Below are 24712 nucleotides of genomic sequence, written 5' to 3'. Positions count from 1 at the left end.
TCGCGAGGGGAATCAGCGTGGAACGAGCGGTGGCGGGAACGGGGATCGGCGCCGGGATCACGGGGTGCGGGTGGGGATCTCCGGTGTGGTCGCGCGGTGGTGATCCGGGTTGAGGAACCAGTGGCGGGCCGAGGCCAGCCACCATGTCGCGGCGAAGCCGAGAACCACCAGGACGGCCATCGGGGCGTAGTTGAACGTCTCCCAGGTGACCGGCGAGACCTGCGGCAGCATGAAGAGCACCGTGATGATCACGACCCAGGTCACCGCGACGACACCGATCGGGCGGGACCAGCGGCCCAGGTGCCAGGGCCCCGGGGTGAAGTCGTCGCCCCGGAGCAGGCGGAGCAGGGTCGGGACCACATAGGCGATGTACAGGCCGATCACGGCGATCGAGGTCACCGCCGCGTACGCCGTGACGTTGATCAGATACGGGAGACCCAGGGCCAGGGCACCGAGGGCGGCGAGCCAGACCGCGGCGACGGGGGTGCGGGTACGGGGGCTGACCGTGTGCCAGACGCGGGAGAAGGGCAGGGCCCCGTCCCGGGAGAAGGCGTAGATCATGCGGCTGTTCGCGGTGACGGACGCCATGCCGCAGAAGAGCTGGGCGCCTATCACGATGAGCAGCAGGAGCTTGCCGGTGGTGGCGCCGAGGACGTCCAGGAGGATCTGGGCCGGCGGGGCGCCGGTCGGGGAGTTCAACGCCCCGTCGTACGACTGGATGGCGAACGTGAAGCCGAGGAGCAGGGCGAAGCCGGCGATCCAGGAGGTCCAGATCGACCGGACGATGCCGCGCGGGCCCGCCGTGGCCGCGTCGCGGGTCTCCTCCGTCATGTGCGCGGACGCGTCGTAGCCGGTGAACGTGTACTGGGCCATCAGCAGACCGATCATCACGACGTAGAAGCCGCTGCCCCATCCGGTGTTGTTCACGAACTCGGTGAACACGAACGACGCCGACTGGTGCGAGTCCGGTACGAACGTCAGGGCGCCGACGATGACCGCGACGCCGACGACGTGCCACCACACGCTCACGCTGTTCAGGATCGCGACGATCCCCACGCCGAAGGTGTTGAGCAGGCCGTGCAGCAGCAGGATCGCGGCGAAGAGCAGGATCGTACGGGTGGGAGTGACCACGAAGCCGAACTGGAGGTTCAGGTACGCGCCCAGGAAGGACGCCGCCCCGAAGTCGATCCCGGCCGTGACGGCCACCTGGCCGAGGACGTTGAACCAGCCCGTGAACCAGGCCCAGGCCGCCGCCGAGCGCGGCGGGGCCAGCCGATGGGCCCAGAAGTAGAGACCGGCGGAGGTCGGGTACGCCGAACAGATCTCGGCCATCGCCAGGCCGACGAAGAGCGTCATCAGGCCGACGCCCACCCAGCCCCAGGTGATGACGGCCGGGCCGCCCGTGTTCATGCCGAAGAGATACAGCGTGAGGCAGCCGGAGAGCACCGAGATGATCGTGAACGAGACGGCGTAGTTGGAGAACGCCGACATGCGCCGGGCCAGCGTCTGCGTGTACCCGAGCTGCGCGAGACGCTCCTCGTCGGAGACGCCCGTGGGCGGCCTGTCCTCGCCGGTGTCTGTTGTCATGCCCCCAGCGATGCCCCCGCTGCGGAGAACACATGCGGTCGCCGTGGTCACGACTGGGAAAACACCACCGGGGAGACCTGCCCCGCGACACACCGCACCGCAACAGGAAGGGCGCGGCCCGCAGGCCGCGCACTTCCCGAACTTTCCCGAACTGACCCGAACTGACCCGAGCTTTCCTGAACCGACCGGAGCCTCGGCCGATCCCCGCGTCCCGAGCCTCGGCCGATCCCCGTGCCGTGCCCTGGACCTCAGCTGATCCGCGTGTACTTCTTCCAGCGCGTGTCGGCCAGCTTCTTCGGCGCCGAGAAGCCCCCCGTGTGGTTCGCGTTGTAGAGGTACACCGCGCCCGCGGGCGTCCGCGCGAGGATGTCCTGACGCCCGTCGTGGTCCATGTCGCCGCTGCCGACGATCGCGTTGTACTTGCCCCAGCCCGATCCGATCTTCGTACGTGGGGAGAAGCCGCCCTTGCCGTTGCCGCGGTAGAGCCAGAGCACCCCGGCGCCGTCCCGCGTCACGATGTCCGCGCGGCCGTCGCCCGAGAGGTCCCCGCGTCCCGCGATGGCGGTGCAGCTCTTCCAGGTGGTGACCTTCGTACGGCCGGCCAGAAAGCCGTCGCTCCTGCCGCGGTAGAGCCAGACCACACCCGCGGTGTCACGGGCGAGGATGTCGGGAAGGCCGTCGCCGCTGAGGTCGCGGGCGGCGACGATCTTGTTGTACTTGGACCAGCCGGTGCCCAGTTTCACCTTCGGGGCGTCGCCGACCTCGCCGTACGCGAGCGGGTTGGGAATGCGGTAGAGCGTGCCGCCCGGTGTACGGGCGAGCAGGTCGCCCTTGCCGTCGCCGCTCGGATCGCCCAGTTGCGTCAGGAAGTCGAAATCGTCGTCCCAGTCGAGCATCGAGCCCGTTCTGTCGACGTAGCAACCGTCCAGCTTGCCCTGCTGGTTCGTGGTGCAGAGGTCGATGAGGTCGCTGGGTTCCCGCGCCAGGACCGAGCCGCTGATCCGTTCGTCGAGGTCGACGTCACGGGCCCAGTCGGTGATCGTGGACCGGTAGGAGGAGATCCGTGTGTAGAGGCGTACCCCGCCCGCGACACAGCCGGTGGCCCTGGTGGCCGACATGGCGATGAGCTTGCCACCGCCGACGAGCGCTCCGCCCGCGTCGCCGAAGCACTGGTCCTCGTCCGCGACGGGGGGAGCGCCGGGCGCCGGTACGGTGCAGAGCGTGCCGCCCGGCAGCGTGCGGCCGAGCAGGCTGGCGCAGGTCGCGGCCGACTTGAGCACGACCTGCTCGGTGTGACGGACCCGCGGGGCGTCGTCCAGGTCCAGGCCGGACCATGAGTAGAACGTCGCCTTGGCGCCCGAGGCGTACAACGCCGTGTCGCCCGACGCGGCCATCACCGGCTTGCCGTATGAGGCCGGCGTCGCCCGGATCGCCACCGAGACCGCGCCCCGCCGCGTCGCGGCGTCGTACGTCGGATGGCTCCGGTAGCGCGGATCGCTGCTACCGCCCCGCAGCAGGCCGCTCTTCAGGTCGTGGTCCCACTCCATGTCCGTGTGGCTGCGGCCGGTGAAACAGTCGGGCGTGGCCAGCGTCCGGGTCTTGGACAGGGTGATGCCCGTGCAGGCCCGGTGGGTGACGTCCGCGTCGTCGGAGTAGTGGAGCGGTATGAGCCACGAGGGAACCGTCGCCGCCTGGGCCTGTGGCGCGGAGCCCAGCAGCCCGGCGAGCACGGCACCGGCCGCCGTCACGGTGGTGAGCGCCCGGCCCATCGCAGGGCCCGTCCGGGGTCGCGGAGCCGTCCGGAACGCCGTGAGAAGTCTGTTTCCCATCAGAAAATCCCCTTGCAGCCCTGCCACCCGGTGGCGATCTTCGTACGCGAGCCGAACGACCCCTTGCCGTTGCCGTTGTTGCGGAAGAGGTTGCCGGAGCTGTCCCGTTCGACGAGGTCGGCCTTCCCGTCACCGGTGATGTCCCCCACCCCGACGACGGCGTTGTACGAGGCGCCCCACGCGGAGAAGACCTTGACCCGTTCCTTCAGCTTCCCGCCGGCGGTTCCGTCGTAGCGGTAGAGGGTGCCGTCCCTGTGACGGGCCAGCACATCGCCGTAACCGTCGCCGTCGAGGTCTCCCGCGCCCACGATCTTCGTGTAGACGGTCCAGGACGAACGGATCTTGACCCCGGGCTTCAGTTTGCCGTGGCCGTCGTCGGCGAAGAGATGGATGTCGCTGGTCGACGCCTTGCGCGCGAGCAGGTCCGTGCGGCCGTCGCCGGTCAGATCGCCCGGCGCGGTCAGGACGTCGTAGGCGTTCCAGCCCGTGCCCAGCGAGGTGTGGCTGCTGTTCGGTGTGTACGGGGCGCCGCACCTGCCGGCGTACCGGCGCAGTTCCCCGCTCGGCATCCGTACGAGCATCTCGGCGCACCGGTCGCTGCCCATGTCCCCGAACGGGACGGCCACGGCGCCCTTGGGCCAGCCGGACCCGGAGCGCTTCGACCCGAAGGTGCCCCTGCCGTCGGTGGAGTGGCGCGCCCGCGTCCGTCCTGCCGTCCCAGGCGACGTCGACCTCGGTTCCCGGCCCCCCGGACAAGGTGCGGACCGTACGTCCGTGAGCGTCCTTCACGACGAAGGTCCAGGTCACGGGCCTGTTCAACTGCCAGGTGCTCTCCCAGCCCTGGCCGCCGCTGGTGTCCTTGAGGTCGATGTACCCGCCATTGACATCCGACTCGACCTCCGCCAGTGGCTGCGTGGGCACACCGCTCGGCACGATTCGGATCGCCTTGTCCGGGCCGACGTACGCGATGTCGCCACCGAACTTGTCCACGGCCCAGGTCAGCCTGCGCTGGTCGGCGGTGCTGCCCGCCGGCAGGTCCGCGATCTCCCGGGGCGCCGCGGGCTCACCGGTGTGGAAGTCGGTGAGCACCAGCTTCCCGGCCGTCCGGTCGTGCCGGACGAGATAGCCGTCGCCGACGAGTGCGGCGCCGGACGGAACAGGGACGCTCTTGCGCGCCGTCCGGTCGTACACCCCGGCCGCGCCACTCGTACCGCAGTTCCAGTAGATCCAGCGGCCGACGGTCTGAAGCTCCTTGATCACACAGGGCGCACCGGTGGCGACCGTCTCGACGACCTTCTTCTGTTCGAGGTCGGTCGCGGTGACGGCTCCGGCGGTGGAACTCGCCGTCCACAGCATCGATCCCCATACCGAGGCGGCGGTGATGGACCGGGTCATCCGCACATTCTTCCCGCGGTATTCGGAGACGGCGTCGATGTACTGCTTGCCGGTCGCTGCCGCGTTGTAGACGAAGTAACGTCCGGTGGCGTTGACGAACTGGCTCCCCGTCACACCGGGCTCGTCGAACGAGTGGTAGCTGTTCGCCGTCAGCCAGATCTGGGCGCGTTCCTGGCCGTTGTCGACGAAGAAACGGCCCACATGGCCGTTGCCGGTGGCGCGCAGCGGTACGCAGGAACCGGCGTCGCACGGCACACGCTTCACATGCGCACCGGTCGCGTAGGTGTCGGCGTATCCCATCGAGGTGGGAGCGCCCGCCGTCGACCCGTCTGCGGCGGCCTGACGGGCGAAGACGAACTGCGGCCCGCTCGGGGCGATTTCCACCGTGTTCTGCGTTCCGCCGGAGAAGTCGATGCCCCAGACCCCGCCGGTCTGCACCGGCGTCGGCGTGTCCGCCGCGACGGCGCTCGGCATCGTGCCGAGGCCGGCCGCGACCACGGTGAGCACGGCCAGGACGGCGCGACGGCGCCCGACGGCAGGGGTGGGTGAAGAAGCAAGGCGCACCAAGAGGGTCGGTCCTCCCCGAAATACCCGAAAGGCATGGCGGCACAGGTGATCAACGGCGGTCCGCCGCAATGGAATTGTGCAGCCCCCGGCCGCGCCCCTGTGCAAGTCGCCGGATATCAACAGCGGTTGCTCATGTGAGGAAAGCGAAAAGAAAAGCGGGCCCACTCGTGAAGAGCGGGCCCGCTTTCCGCAGACCTTTCAGCGGACCTTCAGCAGGTCCTCACCGCGTTCAGCCGTTGCGCTTCCAGCGCGGCTTGTCGTCGCGGCGGCCGAAGGAACCGGTGCTGGTGCCGGAGCCCCGGTGGTCGTCGCGGCGGCCGGTCGGCCGGTCGCCGCCACCGGAGCGGAAGCCGCCGGAGGGACGGTCGTCACGACGGTCGCGGTTGAACGGCCGGTCGCTGCCGCCTGAGCGGAAGCCGCCGGAGGGACGGTCGTCGCGACGGTCGCGGTTGAACGACGGACGGTCGTTGTCACGGCGGTCGAAGGAGCGGCCACCACGGTCGTCACGACGGTCGTTTGAGCGGAAGCCGCCCGACGGACGGTCGTCACGACGGTCGCGGCTGAACGACGGACGGTCGTTGTCGCGGCGGAAACCACCGGACGAACGGTCGTCACGACGCTGGAAACCACCACGGTCACCACCACGGTCACCACCGCGGTCGTCACGGCGGTCGCGGCTGAACGACGGACGGTCGTTGTCACGGCGGTCGCGGTTGAAGGACGGACGGTCGTCACGGCGCTGGAAACCACCGCGGTCGCCACCGCGGTCGTCACGGCGGTCGTTGGAGCGGTAGCCACCGCGGTCGCCGCCACGGCTGTCCCGGCGGTCGAAGTTACCCCGGTCGTCGCGACGGTCGTCACGGGCGGCGGGCTGCTCCGGCACGGAGACGGCGGCCTCGATCGCGGCCTCCGCCTCGGCGGCGGCCTCGGCCACCGCGGCCTCGGGGTCGTCGCCCCGCTCACGCGCGGCACGGGCGACGAGGCGGTCGGCCTCCTCGCGCAGCTCACCGGCGCGGCGCTGGACGCGCTCCAACTGCTTGGTCAGGTCGGCGACCTCGCGCTCGGCCTGCTTGGCGGCGTTGTTCGCGGAGTCGGCCTGGACCTCGGTCAGCGAACGGGCGCCGGTGATCTCGGCGACCTCCGGGTCGAACGCGCCGGCGCCGCCCACGATGTGCCGCGAGGCGTCGACGCCCGCGTCCTCCATGAGGCGGAAGATCTGACGGCGCTGGTGCGGCAGCGCCAGCGAGACGACGACACCGGACTTTCCGGCACGGGCGGTACGGCCCGAGCGGTGCAGGTAGTCCTTGTGGTCGCCGGCCGGGTCCACGTTCAGCACCAGGTCGATGCCGTCGACGTGGATACCGCGGGCGGCGACGTCGGTCGCGACGAGCGCGTTGACGTAACCGTCCTTGAAGTCCGCGAGCACCCGGGTACGGGCGCCCTGCGTCATGCCGCCGTGCAGCGCGTCCGCCTTGACGCCCGCCTCGACGAGCTGCTCGGCGATGCGGTCGGCGCCCAGCTGGGTGCGGACGAAGATGATGGTGCGGCCCTTGCGGGCGGCGATCGCGGAGGTGACCGGCGCCTTGTCCTTCGGCTTCACGACGAGGACGTGGTGCGTCATGGTCGTGACATTGCCCTGGGCGCTGTCGACCTCGTGGCTCACCGGGTTGTTCAGGTAGCGCTTGACCAGCGTGCCGATCTCGTTCTCCATCGTGGCGGAGAAGAGCATGCGCTGGCCGCCGACCGGAACCTGGTCGAGCAGCTCGGTGACCTCGGGCAGGAAGCCCAGGTCGGACATCTGGTCGGCCTCGTCGAGGACCGCGACCTGGACGTTCTCCAGGGAGCAGGCGCCCCGGTTGATGATGTCGCGCAGCCGGCCCGGGGTGGCGACGAGGATGTCGACACCGCGCTCCAGCGCGTAGATCTGGTTGCCCATCGACGTACCGCCGCAGACGACCTTCATCTTCAGGCCGAGCACGTCGCCGTACGGCTGCAGCGCGTCCGCGACCTGCATCGCGAGCTCACGGGTCGGGGTGAGGATGACCGCGCGGGGCTTCTTCTTCTCGGTGTGCCCACCGGCCAGCGAGGCCAGGGTCGGCAGACCGAAGGAGAGGGTCTTGCCGGAGCCGGTACGGCCGCGGCCCAGGATGTCCTTGCCGGCCAGGGCGTCCGGAATGGTCGCCGCCTGGATCGGGAAGGGCTCGGTCACCCCGTTCTGCGCGAGCTTGCGGACGATGCCCTCGGGCAGGCCCAGATCGGCGAAGGTGACGGTCGGCTCGGCGTCCGCGTCGGCCAGGGGGGCGTCGGCCTCGACGGCGTCGGCGGCGTCGGCGGCGTCGAGGGACTCGGCGACGACGGCCTGCGCGGCCTCGATGAGCTCGTCGTTCTCGACGCTCTCGGGCATGACGGTGTGGTCAGAACTGGAAATTGACATGCGAAATGCGAAACCTTCCGGAGTCTCGGCACGCGCCCGTAACTCCGTGATTCGCAATTTCGACCGCCTCAATGCGGTCCAGCCACGGCAAGGGAGAGTACGCGCCACACGGCGCGCTTCTGTTTCGGCGCCGGGCAATGGGATCAAACGATCTACCACCATACGCACTCCCCCCCACATCGCGCAAACCGCCCCCCGCCGACCCCCGGCTACACCGGGCTGACCTGCGGCGACACATCGGGCGTCCGCAGCGGCCACGGCTCCCCCGACGCACTCATCGCGTCGGTGCGGAGCTGAGCCGCCGAAGAGGCCGACGGCTGCGGCGCCGGCTCCGAGGGCTCCGGTTCGGGCTCCGGGGAGGCGGGCGGCTCGGGCGTGGCCGACGGCGAGGGCGGCGGGGACTCGGGCTGCTGCGGCGCTCCGGGCCCCGGCCGCGAGACCGAGGGCGCCGGCAGCCCGCCGCCCGCCGCCGGTCCCGGATCACCGCGGTCACCCGGCTCCGCGCCGGGCCGGACGCCGCCGGGCGAACCCGAGGGGCCGGCGGAGCCGCGCGGTTCCGGTGATTCGGCCGCCTCCCGTTCGGAGTGCGCCTCCGCACGGCCACCACCGGTGCGGGCGCGACCCGTGCCCGCCACGGTGCCGCCGTCCGGCCCGGCCACGCTCCCCTTCGGCTCGGACGTCGGCGACGGCGCCGGTTTCCCGTCGTCGTCGCCGACGCTCATGCAGCCTGTGGACGCGGCGACCGTCACGGCGACGACGGCCGCCCATCGGACGGGAGCGGAGAACTGGCGCACGGGAGGCACCTCCGGGGTACGAAGAGCGAACGGACGGTACGGGGAGCGGGGGGGCGTCCTGCCCAACTCCCGCCGCCCCGCCGGGGACACGCCCCGCGCCCGGCCCGCACACCTCCCGCACGCCTTCCGCGCCCCACCCGTACGGCGCTCGCACGCTCATCCGTAGCCGAGCGCGTGCAGCCTCTCGTCATCGATGCCGAAGTGATGGGCGATCTCATGGACGACCGTGATCTCGGTCTCGGCGACGACGTCCTCGCGCGACTCGCACATCCGCAGTGTCGGCCCGCGGTAGATGGTGATCCGGTCCGGCAGCACCCCCGCGTACCACTCACCGCGGTCGGTCAGCGGTGTGCCCTCGTACAGCCCGAGCAGTTCCGGATCACCCGGATCCGGCTCGTCCTCGACGAATACCGCGACGTTGTCCATCAGCCGTGTCAGCTCCGGCGGAATCCGGTCCAGCGCCTCGGCGACCAGTTCTTCGAACTCTTCGCGCGTCATCTCCAGCACCCCGCCATTGTCCCGTACGGCCGCTCGACACGCCCCGGGCCGGACCGCGGCGCGGGGCGTACGGGGCCGCCGGTGAGCCGGACGGGGGGTCCCGGCCGGCCGTCTCCCCGACCCCTCCCGCTGCCTCGCCGTAAACCGTTTTGGCGATAGCCGCTGCCATCCCATATGCTTCTCACGTCCCCGACGCGCTGGAAAGCGCGCAGGTGGGCCCTTAGCCCTCATCGTCTAGTGGCCCAGGACGCCGCCCTTTCAAGGCGGTAGCACGGGTTCGAATCCCGTTGGGGGCACGCTTTAACGTGTGCGAGACTTGTCTCGCACATCGCTTGGTCCTGTGGAGCAGTTTGGAGTGCTCGCCACCCTGTCAAGGTGGAGGCCGCGGGTTCAAATCCCGTCAGGACCGCTGCAGCCATTATGAGCTGCGTGGCTGGGTAGCTCAGTTGGTACGAGCGATCGCCTGAAAAGCGATAGGTCGCCGGTTCGATCCCGGCCCCAGCCACCACCCGAAGGCCCCGTCCACCGGACGGGGCCTTCGTCGTGTCAGGCCTCTTCCCGGTCCGCCGAGTTCACACCCCGGCCACGCCACGCCCGTACCGCCAGAACCAGCAGCACCACCGCGACCACGGCCAGCAGCGCCATGGCGTCCGGCACGTGCTCACCGATGCGCTGGGCCCACTGCTCGACGGCGAACGAATCGTCGACGTCCAGCAGCCCGGGGAGCGCGGTCGTCCCGTCGTACGCGAGGAACAGCACGCCGAGGCCGATGAAGAACAGCCCCGACAGCAGCGTCGTGGTGTGCAGCTCGAAACGGCCGATCCGGAAGGTGCGACCGCGCAGCCAGGCCCGGCGGCCCAGGTCGAAGCGTTCCCAGAGCAGGGCGAGCAGAAAGAGCGGTACCGCCATGCCCAGGGCGTAGACGGCGAGCAGCAGTCCGCCGTAGACCGGGCTGCCGCTGACCGCCGCCACGGTGAGGACGCTGCCCAGGATCGGCCCCGCGCAGAAACCGGCCAGTCCGTATACGGCGCCCAGCGCGTAGACCGACAGGGCGGTGGTCGGACGGATCCGACCGCTGAGGGCGGCGATCCGGCGCGAGGCGAAGCCCAGACCCACGATCTGTGCGATGCCGAGCGCGATGATCAGCCACCCGGCGCCGAGCACGAGCGCGTCGCGGTGGCTGTAGAAGAGCCGTCCGGCGTACGAGCCCGCGGCGCCGAGCGGCACCAGGGTGGTGGCGAGACCCGCGTAGAAGATTCCGGTACGGGCCAGCAGCCGCGAGGTGGAGTCGATGGAGTAGGCGAAGAAGGCGGGCAGCAACAGCGCACTGCACGGGCTGACCAGGGCGAGCAGCCCGCCGAGGAAGGCCGCGAAGTAGCCGATGTCGGCCGTCATTTCGCGCCGCCCTCGGCGCCCCGGCCGTTCTTTCCGCTCTTGGCGTTCTCGGTGTCGTGGGCCTTCTCGGCCGCCGCGTCGATGACCTGGGTGAAGGTCTCCATCGACTGGGCTCCGGCGATCGGGCGGCCGTTGATCAGGAACGACGGGGTGGAGGTCGCGCCGATGCCGTACCCCTGTTCCTGGTCCTTGCCCACCGCGGCGGCGGCGGCGGAGCTGTCCGCGTCGCGCGCGAACCGGTCCAGGTCCGCGACCCCGGCCTGCTGGGCGAGCGCCTTCAGCCGGTCCTTTCCGAACCCCTTCTCCTTGACCCCCTCGGCGTACGCGGCACGGTGGAACTGCCAGAAGCGGCCCTGCTGCCCGGCGGCCCAGGCGGCGCGGGCGGCTGCCTCGGACTCGGCGCCGAAGATCGGGAAGTTGCGCCATTCGATGCGCAGGGTGCCGTTCTCGACGTACTTCTTCACCAGGGCGGGTTCGGTGTCGCGGGCGAATTTGCCGCAGTAGCCGCACTTGAAGTCGGCGTACTCGATGAGGACGACGGGCGCGTCCACCCGTCCCTGCGCGAGCTTGTCACCGGCGTCGCGCCGGGCGAGCTTCGCCAGCTCCGGATAGACGCCGGCGTCCGGTTCCGAGGTGACATCGGCGACCGAGGAGGAGGAAGAGGAGGAGGAACCCGGATGGTCGGGGGCGGTGGCCCGGTAGGAGACGAAGCCGAGCGCCGCGGCGGCGAGGACGACTCCGGCACCGTAGATCAGCGGCTTCTTGGGCGCCGGCTTGCGTGAGGACTTGGGCTTGGGCATGCGGGACTCCGTGCTGGTGATACGGGAGAGAAGAGGTACGGCCGGGGGAAACGGCCTTCTACACCCTCAGTACGGAGAGCTCGACGGGAGTGGGCGCGGCGGGAGCGGGACCGCGCAGCCTTATCCGGGCGGGCGGGCCGACCGGTCCCTCCCCGGTGGCGGCGGGCAGGCCCCACTCCGCCAGTCCGGGCGCCTGGTCGTGCGCCGCGCGGGCGCGGCCGGGCAGGGCGGGCTCGCCGTCCTCGCGCTTCCTGCTCTTGCCGCACCCCGGCATCTGGTGCCCGTCCATGGCCGACACGACGGCCGTACCGGCGAACGCGGCGTCCGCGCCGGGGTCCGCCGAAGCGGCGTGCGGACCGGGGCGCGCCCAGGAGGCCGCCCTTCCGGTGTCGGCCCCGGCAGCCGCGACCACCGGGGCGAAGGCGCGTCCTGCGTCGCCCGGCGCAGCCTTCCCCGGTCCGCAGAACAGCCCCAGCGCGACCGCGAGCACCGCCATCAGGCAGTACCACTGCGTACGGGACACGGCGACCGGCCTTTCCGGACTGGGGCATCGGGCAACGGGTGGTCAGCTGCCCGAAATGGTACGTGCTGTGATCCCACGCCTCCGCGCAGTGCCGAGGTGGTGACCGGGGCCGCACGAAATACGTTCGCCGTTCTTCGGGCCCGGGTGAGATCCTGGGACCCGTATGTCTACTTCCTTCGCTGATCTCCAGAACCGGTTCGAACAGCTCTCGCTCCGCGATGCGCACCGGCTCGGCCGCCGTCTCGAAGGGGCGCGCCGCATCCGCAAGCCCGAGGCCCGTCAGTCCGTGCTGGACGAGATCGCCGCCGAGGCCGGAAAGGCAGCCGAGCGGCTCGCGCTGCGTGCCGGGCGGCTGCCCGCCGTCTCCTACCCGGAACAGCTCCCGGTCAGTCAGAAGAAGGACGAGATCCTGGAGGCGATACGCGACCACCAGGTCGTGATCGTCGCCGGGGAGACCGGCTCCGGCAAGACCACGCAGATCCCGAAGATCTGCATGGAGCTGGGGCGCGGTGTCCGGGGCATGATCGGGCACACCCAGCCGCGCCGGATCGCGGCCCGTACGGTCGCCGAGCGCGTCGCGGACGAGCTGAAGACCCCGCTGGGCGAGGCGGTCGGCTGGAAGGTCCGCTTCACCGACCAGGTGAATCCCGACGCGACGTTCGTCAAGCTGATGACGGACGGCATCCTGCTCGCCGAGATCCAGACGGACCGCGAGCTGCGCGCGTACGACACGATCATCATCGACGAGGCCCACGAGCGGTCGCTGAACATCGACTTCCTGCTCGGCTACCTGGCCAGGCTGCTGCCCAGGCGCCCGGATCTGAAGGTCGTCATCACGTCGGCGACGATCGACCCCGAGCGGTTCGCACGCCACTTCGGCGAGGCGCCGATCGTCGAGGTCAGCGGGCGTACGTACCCGGTGGAGGTGCGGTACCGCCCCCTCCTGGAGGAGGAGGGCGACGACGCCGACCGGGACCAGATCACCGCGATCTGCGACGCCGTCGACGAGCTCCGGTCGGAGGGGCCGGGCGATGTCCTGGTCTTCCTCTCCGGCGAGCGCGAGATCCGTGACACCGCGGACGCGCTGAACAAGAAGAACCTCCGCCACACCGAGGTGCTCCCGCTCTACGCCCGTCTCTCGCACGCCGAGCAGCACCGTGTCTTCCAGCGCCATACGGGGCGCAGGATCGTGCTGGCGACCAACGTCGCCGAGACCTCGCTGACCGTCCCCGGCATCAAGTACGTGATCGACCCGGGCAACGCCCGGATCTCCCGCTACAGCCACCGCACCAAGGTCCAGCGGCTGCCGATCGAGCGGATCTCACAGGCCAGCGCCAACCAGCGCAAGGGCCGCTGCGGCCGTACGTCGGACGGCATCTGCATCCGGCTGTACTCCGAGGACGACTTCCTGACCCGTCCGGAGTTCACCGACCCCGAGATCCTGCGCACGAACCTGGCCTCCGTCATCCTCCAGATGACCGCGGCCGGCCTCGGCGACATCGAGAAGTTCCCCTTCATCGACCCGCCGGACCACCGCAACATCCGCGACGGCATCCAGCTCCTCCAGGAGCTCGGCGCACTGGATCCGGACGAGAAGGATCCGAAGAAGAGGCTCACCCAGCTCGGCCGGAAGCTCTCCCAGCTGCCCGTCGACCCGCGTCTGGCCCGGATGGTCATCGAGGCCGAGCGCAACGGCTGTGTCCGCGAGGTCATGGTGATCGCCGCGGCACTCTCCATCCAGGACCCGCGCGAGCGGCCCTCGGACAAGCAGACGCAGGCCGATCAGCAGCACGCCCGCTTCAAGGACGAGACCTCCGACTTCCTGGCGTTCCTGAATCTGTGGCGGTACATCCGTGAGCAGCAGAAGGAGCGCGGCTCGTCCAGCTTCCGCCGGATGTGCAAGCAGGAGTACCTGAATTTCCTGCGCATCCGCGAATGGCAGGACATCTACGCGCAGCTGCGTACCGTCGCCAAGCAGATGGACATCCACCTGAACGAGGAGGCCGCGCCCGAGCAGTCGGTGCACGTCTCGCTGTTGGCCGGGCTGCTCTCGCACATCGGTCTGAAGGACACCGAGAAGAACGAGTACCTGGGTGCCCGCAGCGCCAAGTTCGCGATCTTCCCCGGATCGGCGCTCTTCAAGAAGCAGCCGCGGTTCGTGATGTCGGCGGAGCTGGTCGAGACGTCCCGGCTGTGGGCGCGGGTCAACGCCAAGGTCGAGCCGGAGTGGATCGAGCCGCTGGCCCAGCATCTGCTGAAGCGCACCTACAGCGAGCCGCACTGGGAGAAGGACCAGGCCGCGGTGATGGCCTATGAGCGGGTCACGCTGTACGGGGTACCGATCGTCGCCCAGCGCAAGATCAATTTCGGCCGTATCGACGCGGAGACGTCCCGGGACCTGTTCATCCGCAACGCCCTGGTCGAGGGCGACTGGCGGACGCACCACCAGTTCTTCCACGACAACCGCAAACTCCTCGGCGAAGTCGAGGAACTGGAGCACCGCGCCCGGCGCCGCGACATCCTCGTGGACGACGAGACGCTCTTCGACTTCTACGACCGGCGCATCCCCGAGCACGTGGTCTCCGGCGCCCACTTCGACTCCTGGTGGAAGCACAAGCGCCGGGACGAGCCGGACGCGCTGGACTTCGAGCGCTCGATGCTCATCAACGAGAAGGCCGGGGCCGTCACCAAGGACGACTACCCCGACTCCTGGCGGCAGGGGAAGCTCAAGTTCCGGGTGACGTACCAGTTCGAGCCCGGCGCGGACGCCGACGGTGTGACCGTCCACGTCCCGCTCCAGGTGCTCAACCAGGTCACCCCCGAGGGCTTCGACTGGCAGATCCCGGGGCTGCGCGAGGAAGTGGTCACCGAGCTGATCCGCTCGCTGCCCAAACCGATCCGCCGGCACTACGTGCCCGCGCCGAACTACGCGGACAAGTTCCTCGACCGGGCCGTACCGCTCCAGGAGCCGCTGCCGGTCACGCTGGCGCGGGAGCTCCAGCGGATGGTCGGCGTCCCGGTCACGGCCGACGACTTCGACCTGAGCCGGGTCCCCGACCACCTGAAGATCACTTTCCGGATCGTCGACGAGCGGCGCCGCAAGGTGGCCGAGGACAAGGATCTGGAGGCACTGAAGCTCCAGCTGCGTCCCAAGGCCCGTCAGGCCCTCTCCAAGGCCGCCGCGGCCACCGCGGGGCCCTCGGGCGAGTCCATCGAGCGCTCGGGCCTCACGGACTGGACGATCGGGACGCTGAACCGGGTCTTCGAGACCCGTCGGGCCGGCCAGCCGGTCAAGGCGTACCCGGCCCTCGTCGACCAGGGCGCCACAGTCGCCGTCCGGCTCTTCGACACCGAGGCCGAGCAGCAGCAGGCGATGTGGCTCGGCACCCGGAAGCTGATCCTGCTGAACATCCCGGTGAACCCGGCGAAGTTCGCCTCGGACAAGCTGACGAACCAGCAGAAGCTGGCCCTGTCCCGCAATCCGCACGGGTCCATCCAGGCGCTCTTCGAGGACTGCGCGACGGCGGCCGCCGACCGGCTGATCGGCGCGCACGGGGGCCCCGCCTGGGACGAGGAGTCGTTCCGCAAGCTGTTCGACAAGGTGCGCGCCGATCTCGTCGCGCTGACCGAGCACACGGTCAAGCAGGTGCAGCAGGTGCTGGCCGCCTGGCAGGCCTGCGAGCGCCGCCTGAAGGCCACCAACAGCCTCGTCCTGGTCAACAACGTCACCGACGCACGGGACCAGCTCGCGGCCCTGGTGCCGCCGGGCTTCGTCACCTCGACCGGGCTGCGCAGGCTGCCCGACCTGATGCGCTACCTGGTCGCCGTGGACCGCCGGCTCCAGCAGATGCCGACGGCCGTCCAGCGCGACACCACGCGCATGGAGAAGGTCCATGAGATGCAGGACGAGTACGCCTGGCTGCTCGAACAGATGCCACGGGGCAGGCCCGTTCCGCAGGAGGTCCTGGACATCCGCTGGATGATCGAGGAGCTCCGGGTCAGCTATTTCGCGCACGCCCTGGGGACGGCCTATCCCGTCTCCGACAAGCGGATCGTGAAGGCGATCGACGCGGCGGCACCGTGAGACGGACGGGATCGGCACCGTGACGGAACCACCACCTTGGGTGAGGTCGACCGGACCCTCTGACCTGCTGTACAGTCTGTCTTCGCAGCCAGCCGCAAGGCAGCAGCGAAAACCTGGTCCTGTGGAGCAGTTTGGAGTGCTCGCCACCCTGTCAAGGTGGAGGCCGCGGGTTCAAATCCCGTCAGGACCGCAGTGACGAAAGCCCGGATCCCCTGGATCCGGGCTTTCGCGCGTCTTGACTCCGGCAACCGCCGACGAGTAGTCAGACAGCAGGAGCCGCTCCTGTTCCTCGGCACGGGGCGGCGGTCCGCCGGGAGGTGGCACGCATGACGACGGCCCACCGGAAGGTGGCGCGCACGGCGGCACTCGTCGGACGCGGAACCGACACGCTCCCACACGTCCTTCCGGCCGCCGCATCCGACTTCCGCCGACCCACTCACCACCCACCCGCCGGCCACCGGCCCCCAGGACCCGTCATCGAGCCCGTGACGGCCTCCGGAGCCGCTCCCCCGCCCGAAACCGCCGACCGTGCCCACGGGGCGCCGGAGGGGCCCCTGTGGGACCCGGGACGAAAGTCCCCCGCCCGGGTGACCAATGGCGAGCCGTCCCGCTCCACGAAGGTGGCAGGCTCGTACCTGGCAAGACTCATGCGATGTGACGGGAGTCACTGAACGAGTTTTGAGAAGGGGTGACTTTACACCCTTCCTACAACTGGCGAATTTAATATGTGCAATTGCACCACCCGGACGGGAGCCGCACGGGACCTTCCGAACCGTCACGGCCCGGCTTCCCCGGGGCGGTCGGGAACAGTCCCGCACAGACCCGCGCAAGCCCGCACGCCACTGCGCCCGGAGCCAACCGGACGCCCGGTTTCCCGAGGCGTCGGAGCCGTCACGGGCGGCACGCGCGGGAAGCCTTCCCGGGGGCGCGAGAGCACAAAAAGATCGCGCTGGACCCGGCGGAGTCCAGCGCGATCGAATGACGTGCCCGTATGACACAGGTATGGCGCCCGTTGGGGCGGACGCCCGTCATGTGGAGCTATGGGTGGGCCTGTACGGGTAGGGGGACCCGGAAGCCCTGTTGTGGCGCGGCGACAGGGGTGTGTCAGGCCTCGCTGCGCTGCTGCGGAATACCCGCAAGCAGTGCGCGGACCTCTGCCTCGCGGTACCGGCGGTGTCCACCGAGCGTGCGGATGGACGTGAGCTTGCCGGCCTTGGCCCAGCGGGTAACCGTCTTCGGGTCCACGCGGAACATCGTGGCGACCTCAGCCGGGGTCAGCAGCGGCTCGGCATCAGGGGTGCGAGCGGTCATGAGCGGCCTCCTCGGGAGAACCGAACCATCTCGGTTCTTTCCTCTAAATTCTGCACCTTGACCCGCGTTGCCCGAAATGGCGGACGCGGGCCGAGTCGGTTATAGGACGAACGGCTTGTCCTCGGCACTACAACTACACCATCCGTCCAGCCACGTCGGCCAAACCGATGGAATTGCCCTCCCAGGTGTTCATCAGCGACGGAAGCCGATGGACCATGCCATAGCGGACAGTCACACCACCGTGACGATCAGTCACAGAGCGATCAGGAGTCACCAGACCCCCCATAGCGTGCAATGCTGAGCAATCCGCCCCTAGTTGGACGGATGGAGCCCTCCCCGGACTCCTTGTCCTATTTTGGCACGAGGAGTAGGGAAGGACGCAAGGGCCCAGTTAGTGCTATCCATCACGCTTGAGGCAAAGGCCCGGTTCGGGACGTAGGTCCTAAGACCTCTGCGGTACGCTTCCGCCTCTTCATCCTCACGCGTCACACAGGACACCGGAGTGGACTCGGACGGGAGCCCCTCAGTTGGCGAACTGACGGTCCCTCACCGCCCGCCAGCGCTCCGCCAGCCGTCCGTACGCCTCACTCGCCCCTTCGGTGTCGCCGGCCCGCAGCGCCGCGACGCCCTCGGCCACATCGGCGGCCGAGCGGTCCGCAGCGAGCTGCTCCGCCGGCAGCGCGTGCACCAGCCCCGCGTAGTCCAGCTCGACCAGTGCCCGCGGATGGAACTCCTCCAGCCAGCGCCCCACGTCCACGAGCCCCTCGGTCAGCGGCCCCTCGTCCACGGTCTCGCGCAGCGTCTTCAGCGTCCGGGCCAGCCGGCGCCGGGCCTCGACCATCGGCGTCCGGTAGCGCAGCACGGGCGGCTCACCGTCCCCGCCCGCCTTCGCGTACTCCCTCTCCTCGTCCGCGAAGAGCACGAACCAGCGCACCGGGACCTGCCACACCGAGCTGAGGATCCAGGGCCTCGCGTCCGGATTGCGCTCCGCCCACCGCTCGTGGTCCGCGACCGCCTGCCCCCGCACCACCGGCGGCAGCACCGCGTCGAGCACCGGCCCGGGGAACATCTCCGTCAGCTCGGCCAGCGCCAGCCAGCCGCGCAGCCTGGTCCGCCACGGGCAGATGCACACCACGCCGTCCACCTCGGCGACGAACGCGTCCGCGCTCTCGTGCACCGGCACGCCGACCGGCGGTGTGGCCACCAGGGCGGCCAGCGAACGACGCAGTTCGTCCTGGGCCGTGGGGATGCGGGAGCGGCCCGCGTAGCGGGCCCAGTGGGAGCGTTCGGGCTCCGGGAAGGCTGCCAGCGGCTCGTACACCCGGAGGTAGGACGCGTAGGGGACGAGCACTGAAGACACCACCGACATGCAGCAAATCGTGTCATGCCCGTACTCCGCCGGGGGGTGATCCTCGGCACTGCAACAGATCTACCTCCGCGTAGGACTTACGCTCTTGCCCTAGTCGGACCGGCCGTGCCGGCCGGTCCACGGCCCTCCCCACCTTCAGGAGGGTCTCCCGCCGCTTCGTACTTGGGAGTCACCACAGTGACCGATGTGACCGGCGCGCCTGGCGATGTACTGCACACCCTGTTCCGCTCGGATCAGGGGGGCCACGAGCAGGTCGTGCTCTGCCAGGACCGTGCCAGCGGCCTCAAGGCCGTCATCGCCATCCACTCCACCGCCCTGGGCCCGGCCCTCGGCGGCACCCGCTTCTATCCGTACGCCTCCGAGGAGGAGGCCGTCGCGGACGCGCTGAACCTGTCGCGCGGTATGTCGTACAAGAACGCCATGGCCGGTCTCGACCACGGCGGCGGCAAGGCCGTGATCATCGGGGACTCCGCGCAGATCGAGGGCCCCCGGCGGACGGCGCTGCTCCTGGCCTACGGCCGGTTCGTGGCCTCGCTCGGCGGCCGCTACGTGACGGCGTGCGACGTCGGCACCTATGTCGCCGACATGGACGTGGTCGCCCGCGAGTGCCGCTGGACCACCGGCCGTTCCCCCGAGAACGGCGGCGCCGGCGACTCCTCGGTCCTCACCGCGTTCGGCGTCTTCCAGGGCATGCGGGCCTCCGCCCAGCACCTCTGGGGCGACCCGACGCTACGTGGCCGAAAAGTGGCGGTCGCCGGCGTCGGCAAGGTGGGCCATCACCTGGTCGAGCACCTTCTCTCGGACGGCGCGGAGGTCGTGATCACGGATGTGCGCGAGGAATCCGTCCGCCGCATCACCGAGAAGCACCCCCAGATCGCCGTCGCGGCGGACACCGGGTCGCTGATCCGCACCGAGGGCCTCGACATCTACGCCCCGTGCGCGCTCGGCGGTGCGCTGAACGACGACACCGTTCCGGCGCTCACCGCCAAGGTGGTGTGCGGCGCGGCCAACAACCAGCTCGCGCACCCCGGCGTCGAGAAGGACCTCGCGGACCGGGCGATCCTCTACGCACCCGACTACGTGGTGAACGCGGGCGGTGTCATCCAGGTCGCCGACGAGCTGCACGGGTTCGACTTCGACCGGTGCAAGGCGAAGGCCTCGAAGATCTTCGACACCACGCTGGCCATATTCGCACGTGCGAAGGACGACGGCATTCCGCCGGCCGCCGCGGCCGACCGGATCGCCGAGCAGCGGATGGCCGAAGCCCGCCGCGGCTGACGGTCGCGGGGCGTCACCGGACGCCTTCACCGAGCATGGCCCACCGACCCGCCGACCGGCGAGACAAGACTCACGCCGGTCGGCGGGTCGCATGCCAGGAAGAGGTTAAAATCGCAGTTGACCAGCGAGGACGGGGCGTCTCGCCGGTCCTCTTCCGGGGCGTGTGACGCGGGCGGCGTACCGTATGGCCGCGGAAGCAGGTACCGTTAAAGCCCTACGGGCACGGTCTCTCTGCCGAGAGTCCGTCCTGAAACATGAACGCGTGTCAAGACTCTGGGGCCGTCGAGCCCCGTCACCGAGGGGGTCGAGCCATGGGGCGCGGCCGGGCAAAGGCCAAGCAGACAAAGGTCGCCCGCCAGCTGAAGTACAGCAGCGGCGGGACTGACCTGTCGCGTCTGGCCAATGAGCTGGGCGCATCGCCTTCGAGTCAGCCACCGAACGCAGAGCCGTTCGAGGACGACGACGAGGAAGATGACCCGTACGCACAGTACGCGGATCTGTACAACGACGATGAGGACGAGGACGAGGACGGCAAGTCCGGTCCGTCGTCACAGCGCCGCGGCGCTTGACCTCGCGCTGACACATCAACCCGGTCCGGGCCTGCCCCGGACCGGGTTCTGTGCTACCCCGATACGGTCTGTTCGCCGTGCGGACCCCGTCGTCCTCAACGGCGTCCTCGACTTCCGGGCGGACTGGATTACGTCGCGCACCGAGCGACGGGCCCCGGCCCGACCGGCGAACGAGGGCGAAGCGGCCACCGGGCGTCCCCGGTGCACCCGCCTCCGCGCCTATCGCGCGTACCCGCCGACGAGCTCCGCACCCGAGGCGTGCTCGCCGCGTTCCGTGATCTCGCCCGCGACCCAGGAATCGACCCCGCGGTCGGCCAGCGTCGTCAGGGCGGCGTCCACGGACTCGGCCGGGACGATCGCGATCATGCCGACGCCCATGTTCAGCGTCTTCTCCAGCTCCAGCTGCTCGACCTGACCGGCCTTGCCGACCAGGTCGAAGACCGCGCCGGGCGTCCAGGTGGAACGGTCGACCCTGGCGTGCAGCGCGTCCGGGATGACCCGGGCCAGGTTGTTGGCGAGGCCGCCTCCGGTGACATGGCTGAAGCCGTGCACCTCGGTCGTACGGGTGAGCGCCAGGCAGTCCAGCGAGTAGATCCTGGTGGGCTCCAGGAGCTCCTCGCCGAGCGTCCGGCCGAACTCCTCGACCCGGCGGTCCAGCTCCCAGCCGGCCCGGTCGAAGACCACGTGCCGGACGAGCGAGTACCCGTTGGAGTGAAGACCGGAGGACGCCATGGCGATCACCGCGTCACCCTTACGGATACGATCCGGGCCGAGCAGGTGGTCGGCCTCGACCACGCCCGTACCGGCGCCCGCGACATCGAAGTCGTCCGGACCGAGGAGGCCCGGATGCTCGGCGGTCTCGCCGCCGACCAGGGCGCAGCCCGCGAGGACGCAGCCCTCGGCGATGCCCTTGACGATGGCCGCGACACGCTCGGGGTGCACCTTGCCGACGCAGATGTAGTCGGTCATGAAGAGCGGCTCGGCGCCACAGACGACCAGGTCGTCGACGACCATGCCGACGAGGTCGTGGCCGATGGTGTCGTAGACGCCCATCTTGCGGGCGAGGTCGACCTTCGTGCCGACACCGTCGGTGGCGGAGGCGAGCAGCGGACGCTCGTAACGCTTGAGGGCCGAGGCGTCGAAGAGGCCGGCGAAACCGCCGAGGCCGCCGAGGCCCGCGACCTCGGGGCGCTGCGTCTTCTTCACCCACTCCTTCATCAGCTCGACGGCGCGGTCGCCGGCCTCGATGTCGACGCCCGCTGCCGCGTAGGAAGCACCTGTTGTCTCAGACATTGCCTGGGATCTTTCGTGTGGAAATACGGGGCTGGTGGCCAGAGGGATACGGCGGGACCGTCACGGACGACGCAGCGCGTCGGACGCGGCGGTGGCCGCGGGGCCTGCCGCCAGCTCGGTCTCCAGCAGCTGCTTGCCGAGCAGCTCCGGATCCGGCAGCTCCATCGGGTACTCACCGTCGAAGCAGGCGCGGCACAAATTCGGCTTGGCGATCGTCGTCGCCTCGACCATCGCGTCGAGCGAGATGTACGCGAGCGAGTCGGCGCCCATCGACGTGCAGATCTCGTCGACCGTCATGCCGTTGGCGATGAGCTCGGCGCGGGTCGCGAAGTCGATGCCGAAGAAACAGGGCCACTTCACCGGCGGGGACGAGATCCGGATGTGGATCTCGGCGGCGCCTGCCTCACGGAGCATCCTGACCAGTGCGCGCTGGGTGTTGCCGCGGACGATCGAGTCGTCGACGACCACCAGGCGCTTGCCCTTGATGACTTCCTTGAGCGGGTTCAGCTTGAGGCGGATACCCAGCTGGCGAATGGTCTGGGACGGCTGGATGAAGGTCCGGCCGACGTAGGCGTTCTTCACCAGTCCGGCGCCGAACGGAATGCCGCTGGCCTCCGCGTAACCGATGGCGGCGGGGGTGCCGGACTCCGGGGTCGCTATGACCAGATCGGCCTCGACGGGGGCCTCGGCGGCCAGCTTGCGTCCCATCTCCACCCGGGAGAGGTAGACGTTGCGCCCGGCGATGTCGGTGTCGGGCCGGGCCAGGTACACGTACTCGAAGACACAGCCCTTGGGCTTCGCTTCCGCGAAGCGCGAGGTGCGCAGGCCGTTCTCGTCGATGGCGACGAGCTCGCCCGGCTCGATCTCGCGGACGAAGCTGGCACCGCAGATGTCCAGGGCGGCGGACTCGGAGGCCACCACCCAGCCGCGCTCGAGACGGCCGAGAACCAGCGGGCGGATGCCCTGCGGGTCACGGGCGGCGTAGAGGGTGTGCTCGTCCATGAAGACGAGGGAGAAGGCGCCCTTCACATCGGGGAGCACCTTCGCGGCGGCCTCCTCGATGGTGAGCGGCTTGCCGTCCTCATCGGTCTGGCCGGCGAGCAGCGCGGTCACCAGATCGGTGTCGTTCGTCGCGGCGACCTGGGTGGCGCGGCCGTCCTTGCGGGGAAGGTCGGCGACCATCTCGGCGAGCTGGGCCGTATTGACCAGGTTGCCGTTGTGACCCAGGGCGATCGAGCCGTGCGCGGTCGCACGGAACGTCGGCTGCGCGTTCTCCCACACCGAGGCACCGGTGGTCGAGTAGCGGGCATGACCGACCGCGATATGGCCCTGGAGAGATCCCAGAGACGTTTCGTCGAAGACCTGCGAGACCAGTCCCATGTCCTTGAAGACCAGGATCTGGGACCCGTTGCTCACTGCGATGCCCGCGGACTCCTGTCCACGGTGCTGCAGGGCATACAGTCCGAAATAGGTGAGCTTGGCGACCTCTTCACCCGGAGCCCAGACACCGAAGACGCCGCAAGCGTCCTGGGGGCCTTTCTCTCCGGGGAGCAGGTCGTGGTTGAGTCGTCCATCACCACGGGGCACGCCACCGAGTGTAGGCGAGATCGACCACTGGTCCGAATTCGGGATACCGGGCCGGAGCACCGGGGAAGCGCTCCCAGAGGCTGTTCGGAGGCCGGTCCGGGCAGTCACGCGGAGTGATCATTTCCGGGATGCGGTGAGGTTCGGGACGGGGTACGGGACGCCCTCGGGGCGGCGGTCGCCCGGACCAGCGGCCGGTCGGGGGCTGAATCCAGCCACTCGGGGCGCGTAGGCCCGCATGGCCGGATGGTGGCACTCGGTGAACCGGCCGACGTTCCGGCGCGGAGTCCGGCCGAACGCCCGTTTCGTGGTGAGCCTCACATCGACGAGCCCGGTATGCGGCATCTCGGAAGTGTGGACGATGCGGTGCCGGGCCGTGGACGCGGCGCGGAAGCCCGGCGAGTTGCAGGGCGCTGGCCGTTGGCGCCCGATTCGGCCGCCACGCTCTCGGCCGCCGTCGCTTCCCGGCTTCCCGCACGGCCTGGACCGGTTCGGGCGGCAGGGTCTCCTGGGAGCGGGCGGACGCCGAGCTGCTGCCGTGCCCGACGCGTTCCCGAGTCAGCCCGCCGACCCCACCGTCCCCCCGGTGGGAGTCCTCTCCATGGCCGACGCGCCGATTCCCTCGCCGTTCTCCGCGGTGAGGGACAGGCTGCGGTGGTCGATCCTGTACGTCGTCCTCCCGTCCAGGACCGCGAGCACGGCCCGCTCCAGCTTCATCCGGGGGTCCGGGCACATCATCTTGGTGCTGTCGACGCTGTCGAACGTGATGGTGGAGCCGGAGACCGTCGCCCGGCCGCGGAAGCCGTTGCAGCCGAAACTGCCGTGCACGGAGCCGTCCTTGCCGAAGACGATCCGTGCCTTGCCCTCCGTGCCCGCGGGCAGGGAGGAGGCGACGGAGCCGGAGACCAGTGAGGTGACCGTCCAGGTGGTGCCGGTGAGCGGCGCGGGAGGCTGCGAGGTGAGCGCGATCGAGTCGCCGTCGGCGGAGGTCAGGGTCAGTTTCCGGTCCGCCACGGCGGCGGTGAGTTCACCGCTGAACGCGCGGGACATGACCGTCTCGAACCGCTGGACATCCTTCTCGCAGCCCCTTTCGGTACTCGTGGCCGGGCCGACGGTCAATGTCTCTCCGTCGACGCGGACATCGGCGGTGAAGAGGTTGCAGCCGTAGTTCCCGGATGCCCGGCCCTTGGCGTCGATCTCGACGTGGGCGTCGGCCGGGGCGGCGGTCCGTTTCCCGTCGACCGTCACCGAGTCGACGCCCCAGCGGATGCCGGTGACGGGCAGTTCGGTCCGCACGGCGCCGCCGGAACCGGCCCCGGACCGGGAACCGTCCCCCGTCTCCGTACCGCAGGAGGTGAGGGCGAGAAGGGACACCAGGACACCGAGGGCCATACATTGCCTC

18 protein-coding genes, 4 tRNA genes and 1 pseudogene are annotated in these 24712 nt (G+C 69.9%); 8 read left to right on the top strand and 15 right to left on the bottom strand.

What is annotated here, in order from left to right; all coding sequences use genetic code 11:
• Positions 1-57: 57 nt before the first annotated feature.
• The 4 genes and pseudogenes from ACIOHC_RS28830 to ACIOHC_RS28815 form a co-directional block, all read right to left on the bottom strand.
• Positions 58-1587, bottom strand: coding sequence for an amino acid permease (locus tag ACIOHC_RS28830; protein ID WP_401844559.1), 1530 nt, complete (start codon positions 1585-1587; stop codon positions 58-60).
• Positions 1588-1835: 248 nt separating this feature from the next.
• On the bottom strand, positions 1836-3416 hold the full coding sequence (locus ACIOHC_RS28825; protein ID WP_401844556.1) for an FG-GAP-like repeat-containing protein: 1581 nt from the start codon (positions 3414-3416) through the stop codon (positions 1836-1838).
• The gene (locus ACIOHC_RS28820) at positions 3416-4021 is read right to left on the bottom strand and encodes a VCBS repeat-containing protein (RefSeq protein ID WP_365688464.1); all 606 of its coding nucleotides are present in this window, start codon (positions 4019-4021) and stop codon (positions 3416-3418) included. Before ACIOHC_RS28820 ends, ACIOHC_RS28825 begins: the two co-directional genes overlap by 1 nt.
• Before the next feature lie 115 nt (positions 4022-4136).
• Positions 4137-4772, bottom strand: a pseudogene (locus tag ACIOHC_RS28815) (hypothetical protein); the annotation flags it as partial.
• Between ACIOHC_RS28815 and ACIOHC_RS28810 the strand changes: the two are divergent.
• Positions 4669-4881 (top strand): hypothetical protein, encoded by a 213-nt coding sequence (locus ACIOHC_RS28810; protein ID WP_401844554.1) that lies wholly within the window; start codon positions 4669-4671, stop codon positions 4879-4881. The pseudogene ACIOHC_RS28815 and the gene ACIOHC_RS28810 overlap by 104 nt on opposite strands.
• Positions 4882-5607: 726 nt before the next feature.
• Here the strand turns inward: ACIOHC_RS28810 and ACIOHC_RS28805 are convergent.
• From ACIOHC_RS28805 to ACIOHC_RS28795, 3 genes are all read right to left on the bottom strand, one after another.
• A complete protein-coding gene (locus ACIOHC_RS28805; protein ID WP_401844551.1) occupies positions 5608-7782 on the bottom strand; it encodes a DEAD/DEAH box helicase in 2175 nt (724 codons plus the stop codon).
• Between the two features lie 239 nt (positions 7783-8021).
• Complete coding sequence (locus ACIOHC_RS28800) at positions 8022-8606, bottom strand: hypothetical protein (protein WP_351076870.1); 585 nt, start codon at positions 8604-8606, stop codon at positions 8022-8024.
• A 156-nt stretch (positions 8607-8762) separates the two neighbouring features.
• The gene (locus ACIOHC_RS28795) at positions 8763-9113 is read right to left on the bottom strand and encodes a metallopeptidase family protein (protein ID WP_030929660.1); all 351 of its coding nucleotides are present in this window, start codon (positions 9111-9113) and stop codon (positions 8763-8765) included.
• Between the two features lie 214 nt (positions 9114-9327).
• Here ACIOHC_RS28795 and ACIOHC_RS28790 point away from each other — a divergent pair.
• From ACIOHC_RS28790 to ACIOHC_RS28780, 3 genes are all read left to right on the top strand, one after another.
• Positions 9328-9400, top strand: a tRNA-Glu gene (locus ACIOHC_RS28790).
• Positions 9401-9438: 38 nt separating this feature from the next.
• Positions 9439-9513: transfer RNA gene (locus tag ACIOHC_RS28785), tRNA-Asp, on the top strand.
• A 22-nt stretch (positions 9514-9535) separates the two neighbouring features.
• A tRNA-Phe gene (locus ACIOHC_RS28780) sits at positions 9536-9612 on the top strand.
• A 38-nt stretch (positions 9613-9650) separates the two neighbouring features.
• Here ACIOHC_RS28780 and ACIOHC_RS28775 read toward each other — a convergent pair.
• From ACIOHC_RS28775 to ACIOHC_RS28765, 3 genes are read right to left on the bottom strand one after another with little or no spacing between them, the layout of a single operon-like run.
• Positions 9651-10499 carry a cytochrome c biogenesis CcdA family protein gene (locus ACIOHC_RS28775; protein ID WP_351076868.1) on the bottom strand — a complete coding sequence of 283 codons (849 nt, stop codon included), beginning with the start codon at positions 10497-10499 and terminating at the stop codon, positions 9651-9653.
• On the bottom strand, positions 10496-11299 hold the full coding sequence (locus tag ACIOHC_RS28770; RefSeq protein ID WP_351076867.1) for a DsbA family protein: 804 nt from the start codon (positions 11297-11299) through the stop codon (positions 10496-10498). Before ACIOHC_RS28770 ends, ACIOHC_RS28775 begins: the two co-directional genes overlap by 4 nt.
• Before the next feature lie 58 nt (positions 11300-11357).
• Positions 11358-11822: a hypothetical protein gene (locus tag ACIOHC_RS28765; protein WP_351076864.1), complete on the bottom strand. Its 465-nt coding sequence runs from the start codon at positions 11820-11822 to the stop codon at positions 11358-11360.
• Positions 11823-11985: 163 nt separating this feature from the next.
• On the opposite strand from ACIOHC_RS28765, the gene hrpA reads away from it, so the two are divergent.
• On the top strand, positions 11986-15906 hold the full coding sequence (gene hrpA / locus ACIOHC_RS28760) for an ATP-dependent RNA helicase HrpA (protein ID WP_351076861.1): 3921 nt from the start codon (positions 11986-11988) through the stop codon (positions 15904-15906).
• A gap of 115 nt (positions 15907-16021) precedes the next feature.
• Positions 16022-16096, top strand: a tRNA-Asp gene (locus tag ACIOHC_RS28755).
• A 914-nt stretch (positions 16097-17010) separates the two neighbouring features.
• On the opposite strand, the gene bldC is transcribed toward ACIOHC_RS28755, so the two are convergent.
• Positions 17011-17217, bottom strand: coding sequence for a developmental transcriptional regulator BldC (gene bldC, locus ACIOHC_RS28750; protein ID WP_003949541.1), 207 nt, complete (start codon positions 17215-17217; stop codon positions 17011-17013).
• Positions 17218-17740: 523 nt separating this feature from the next.
• Positions 17741-18586, bottom strand: a complete 846-nt coding sequence (locus ACIOHC_RS28745; RefSeq protein WP_389637637.1) for a hypothetical protein — start codon at positions 18584-18586, stop codon at positions 17741-17743.
• Between the two features lie 177 nt (positions 18587-18763).
• Between ACIOHC_RS28745 and ACIOHC_RS28740 the strand changes: the two genes are divergently transcribed.
• Together ACIOHC_RS28740 and ACIOHC_RS28735 are read left to right on the top strand one after the other, a co-directional pair.
• Positions 18764-19864 (top strand): Glu/Leu/Phe/Val dehydrogenase dimerization domain-containing protein, encoded by a 1101-nt coding sequence (locus tag ACIOHC_RS28740; protein WP_351076858.1) that lies wholly within the window; start codon positions 18764-18766, stop codon positions 19862-19864.
• A 311-nt stretch (positions 19865-20175) separates the two neighbouring features.
• The gene (locus ACIOHC_RS28735) at positions 20176-20433 is read left to right on the top strand and encodes a DUF3073 domain-containing protein (protein ID WP_351076855.1); all 258 of its coding nucleotides are present in this window, start codon (positions 20176-20178) and stop codon (positions 20431-20433) included.
• A 219-nt stretch (positions 20434-20652) separates the two neighbouring features.
• On the opposite strand, the gene purM is transcribed toward ACIOHC_RS28735, so the two are convergent.
• The 3 genes from purM to ACIOHC_RS28720 form a co-directional block, all read right to left on the bottom strand.
• Positions 20653-21726: a phosphoribosylformylglycinamidine cyclo-ligase gene (purM, locus tag ACIOHC_RS28730; protein ID WP_389637639.1), complete on the bottom strand. Its 1074-nt coding sequence runs from the start codon at positions 21724-21726 to the stop codon at positions 20653-20655.
• A 60-nt stretch (positions 21727-21786) separates the two neighbouring features.
• Positions 21787-23313, bottom strand: a complete 1527-nt coding sequence (gene purF, locus ACIOHC_RS28725) for an amidophosphoribosyltransferase (RefSeq protein WP_114245671.1) — start codon at positions 23311-23313, stop codon at positions 21787-21789.
• A 555-nt stretch (positions 23314-23868) separates the two neighbouring features.
• Positions 23869-24702 (bottom strand): META domain-containing protein, encoded by an 834-nt coding sequence (locus ACIOHC_RS28720; RefSeq protein WP_401844547.1) that lies wholly within the window; start codon positions 24700-24702, stop codon positions 23869-23871.
• Positions 24703-24712: the final 10 nt, after the last annotated feature.

The organism is Streptomyces sp. NPDC088252, from assembly GCF_044740965.1.
Classification (GTDB): Bacteria; Actinomycetota; Actinomycetes; order Streptomycetales; family Streptomycetaceae; genus Streptomyces.
Note: the sequence above shows the minus strand (reverse complement) of the source record. Positions and strands in the feature narration are given on the sequence as shown.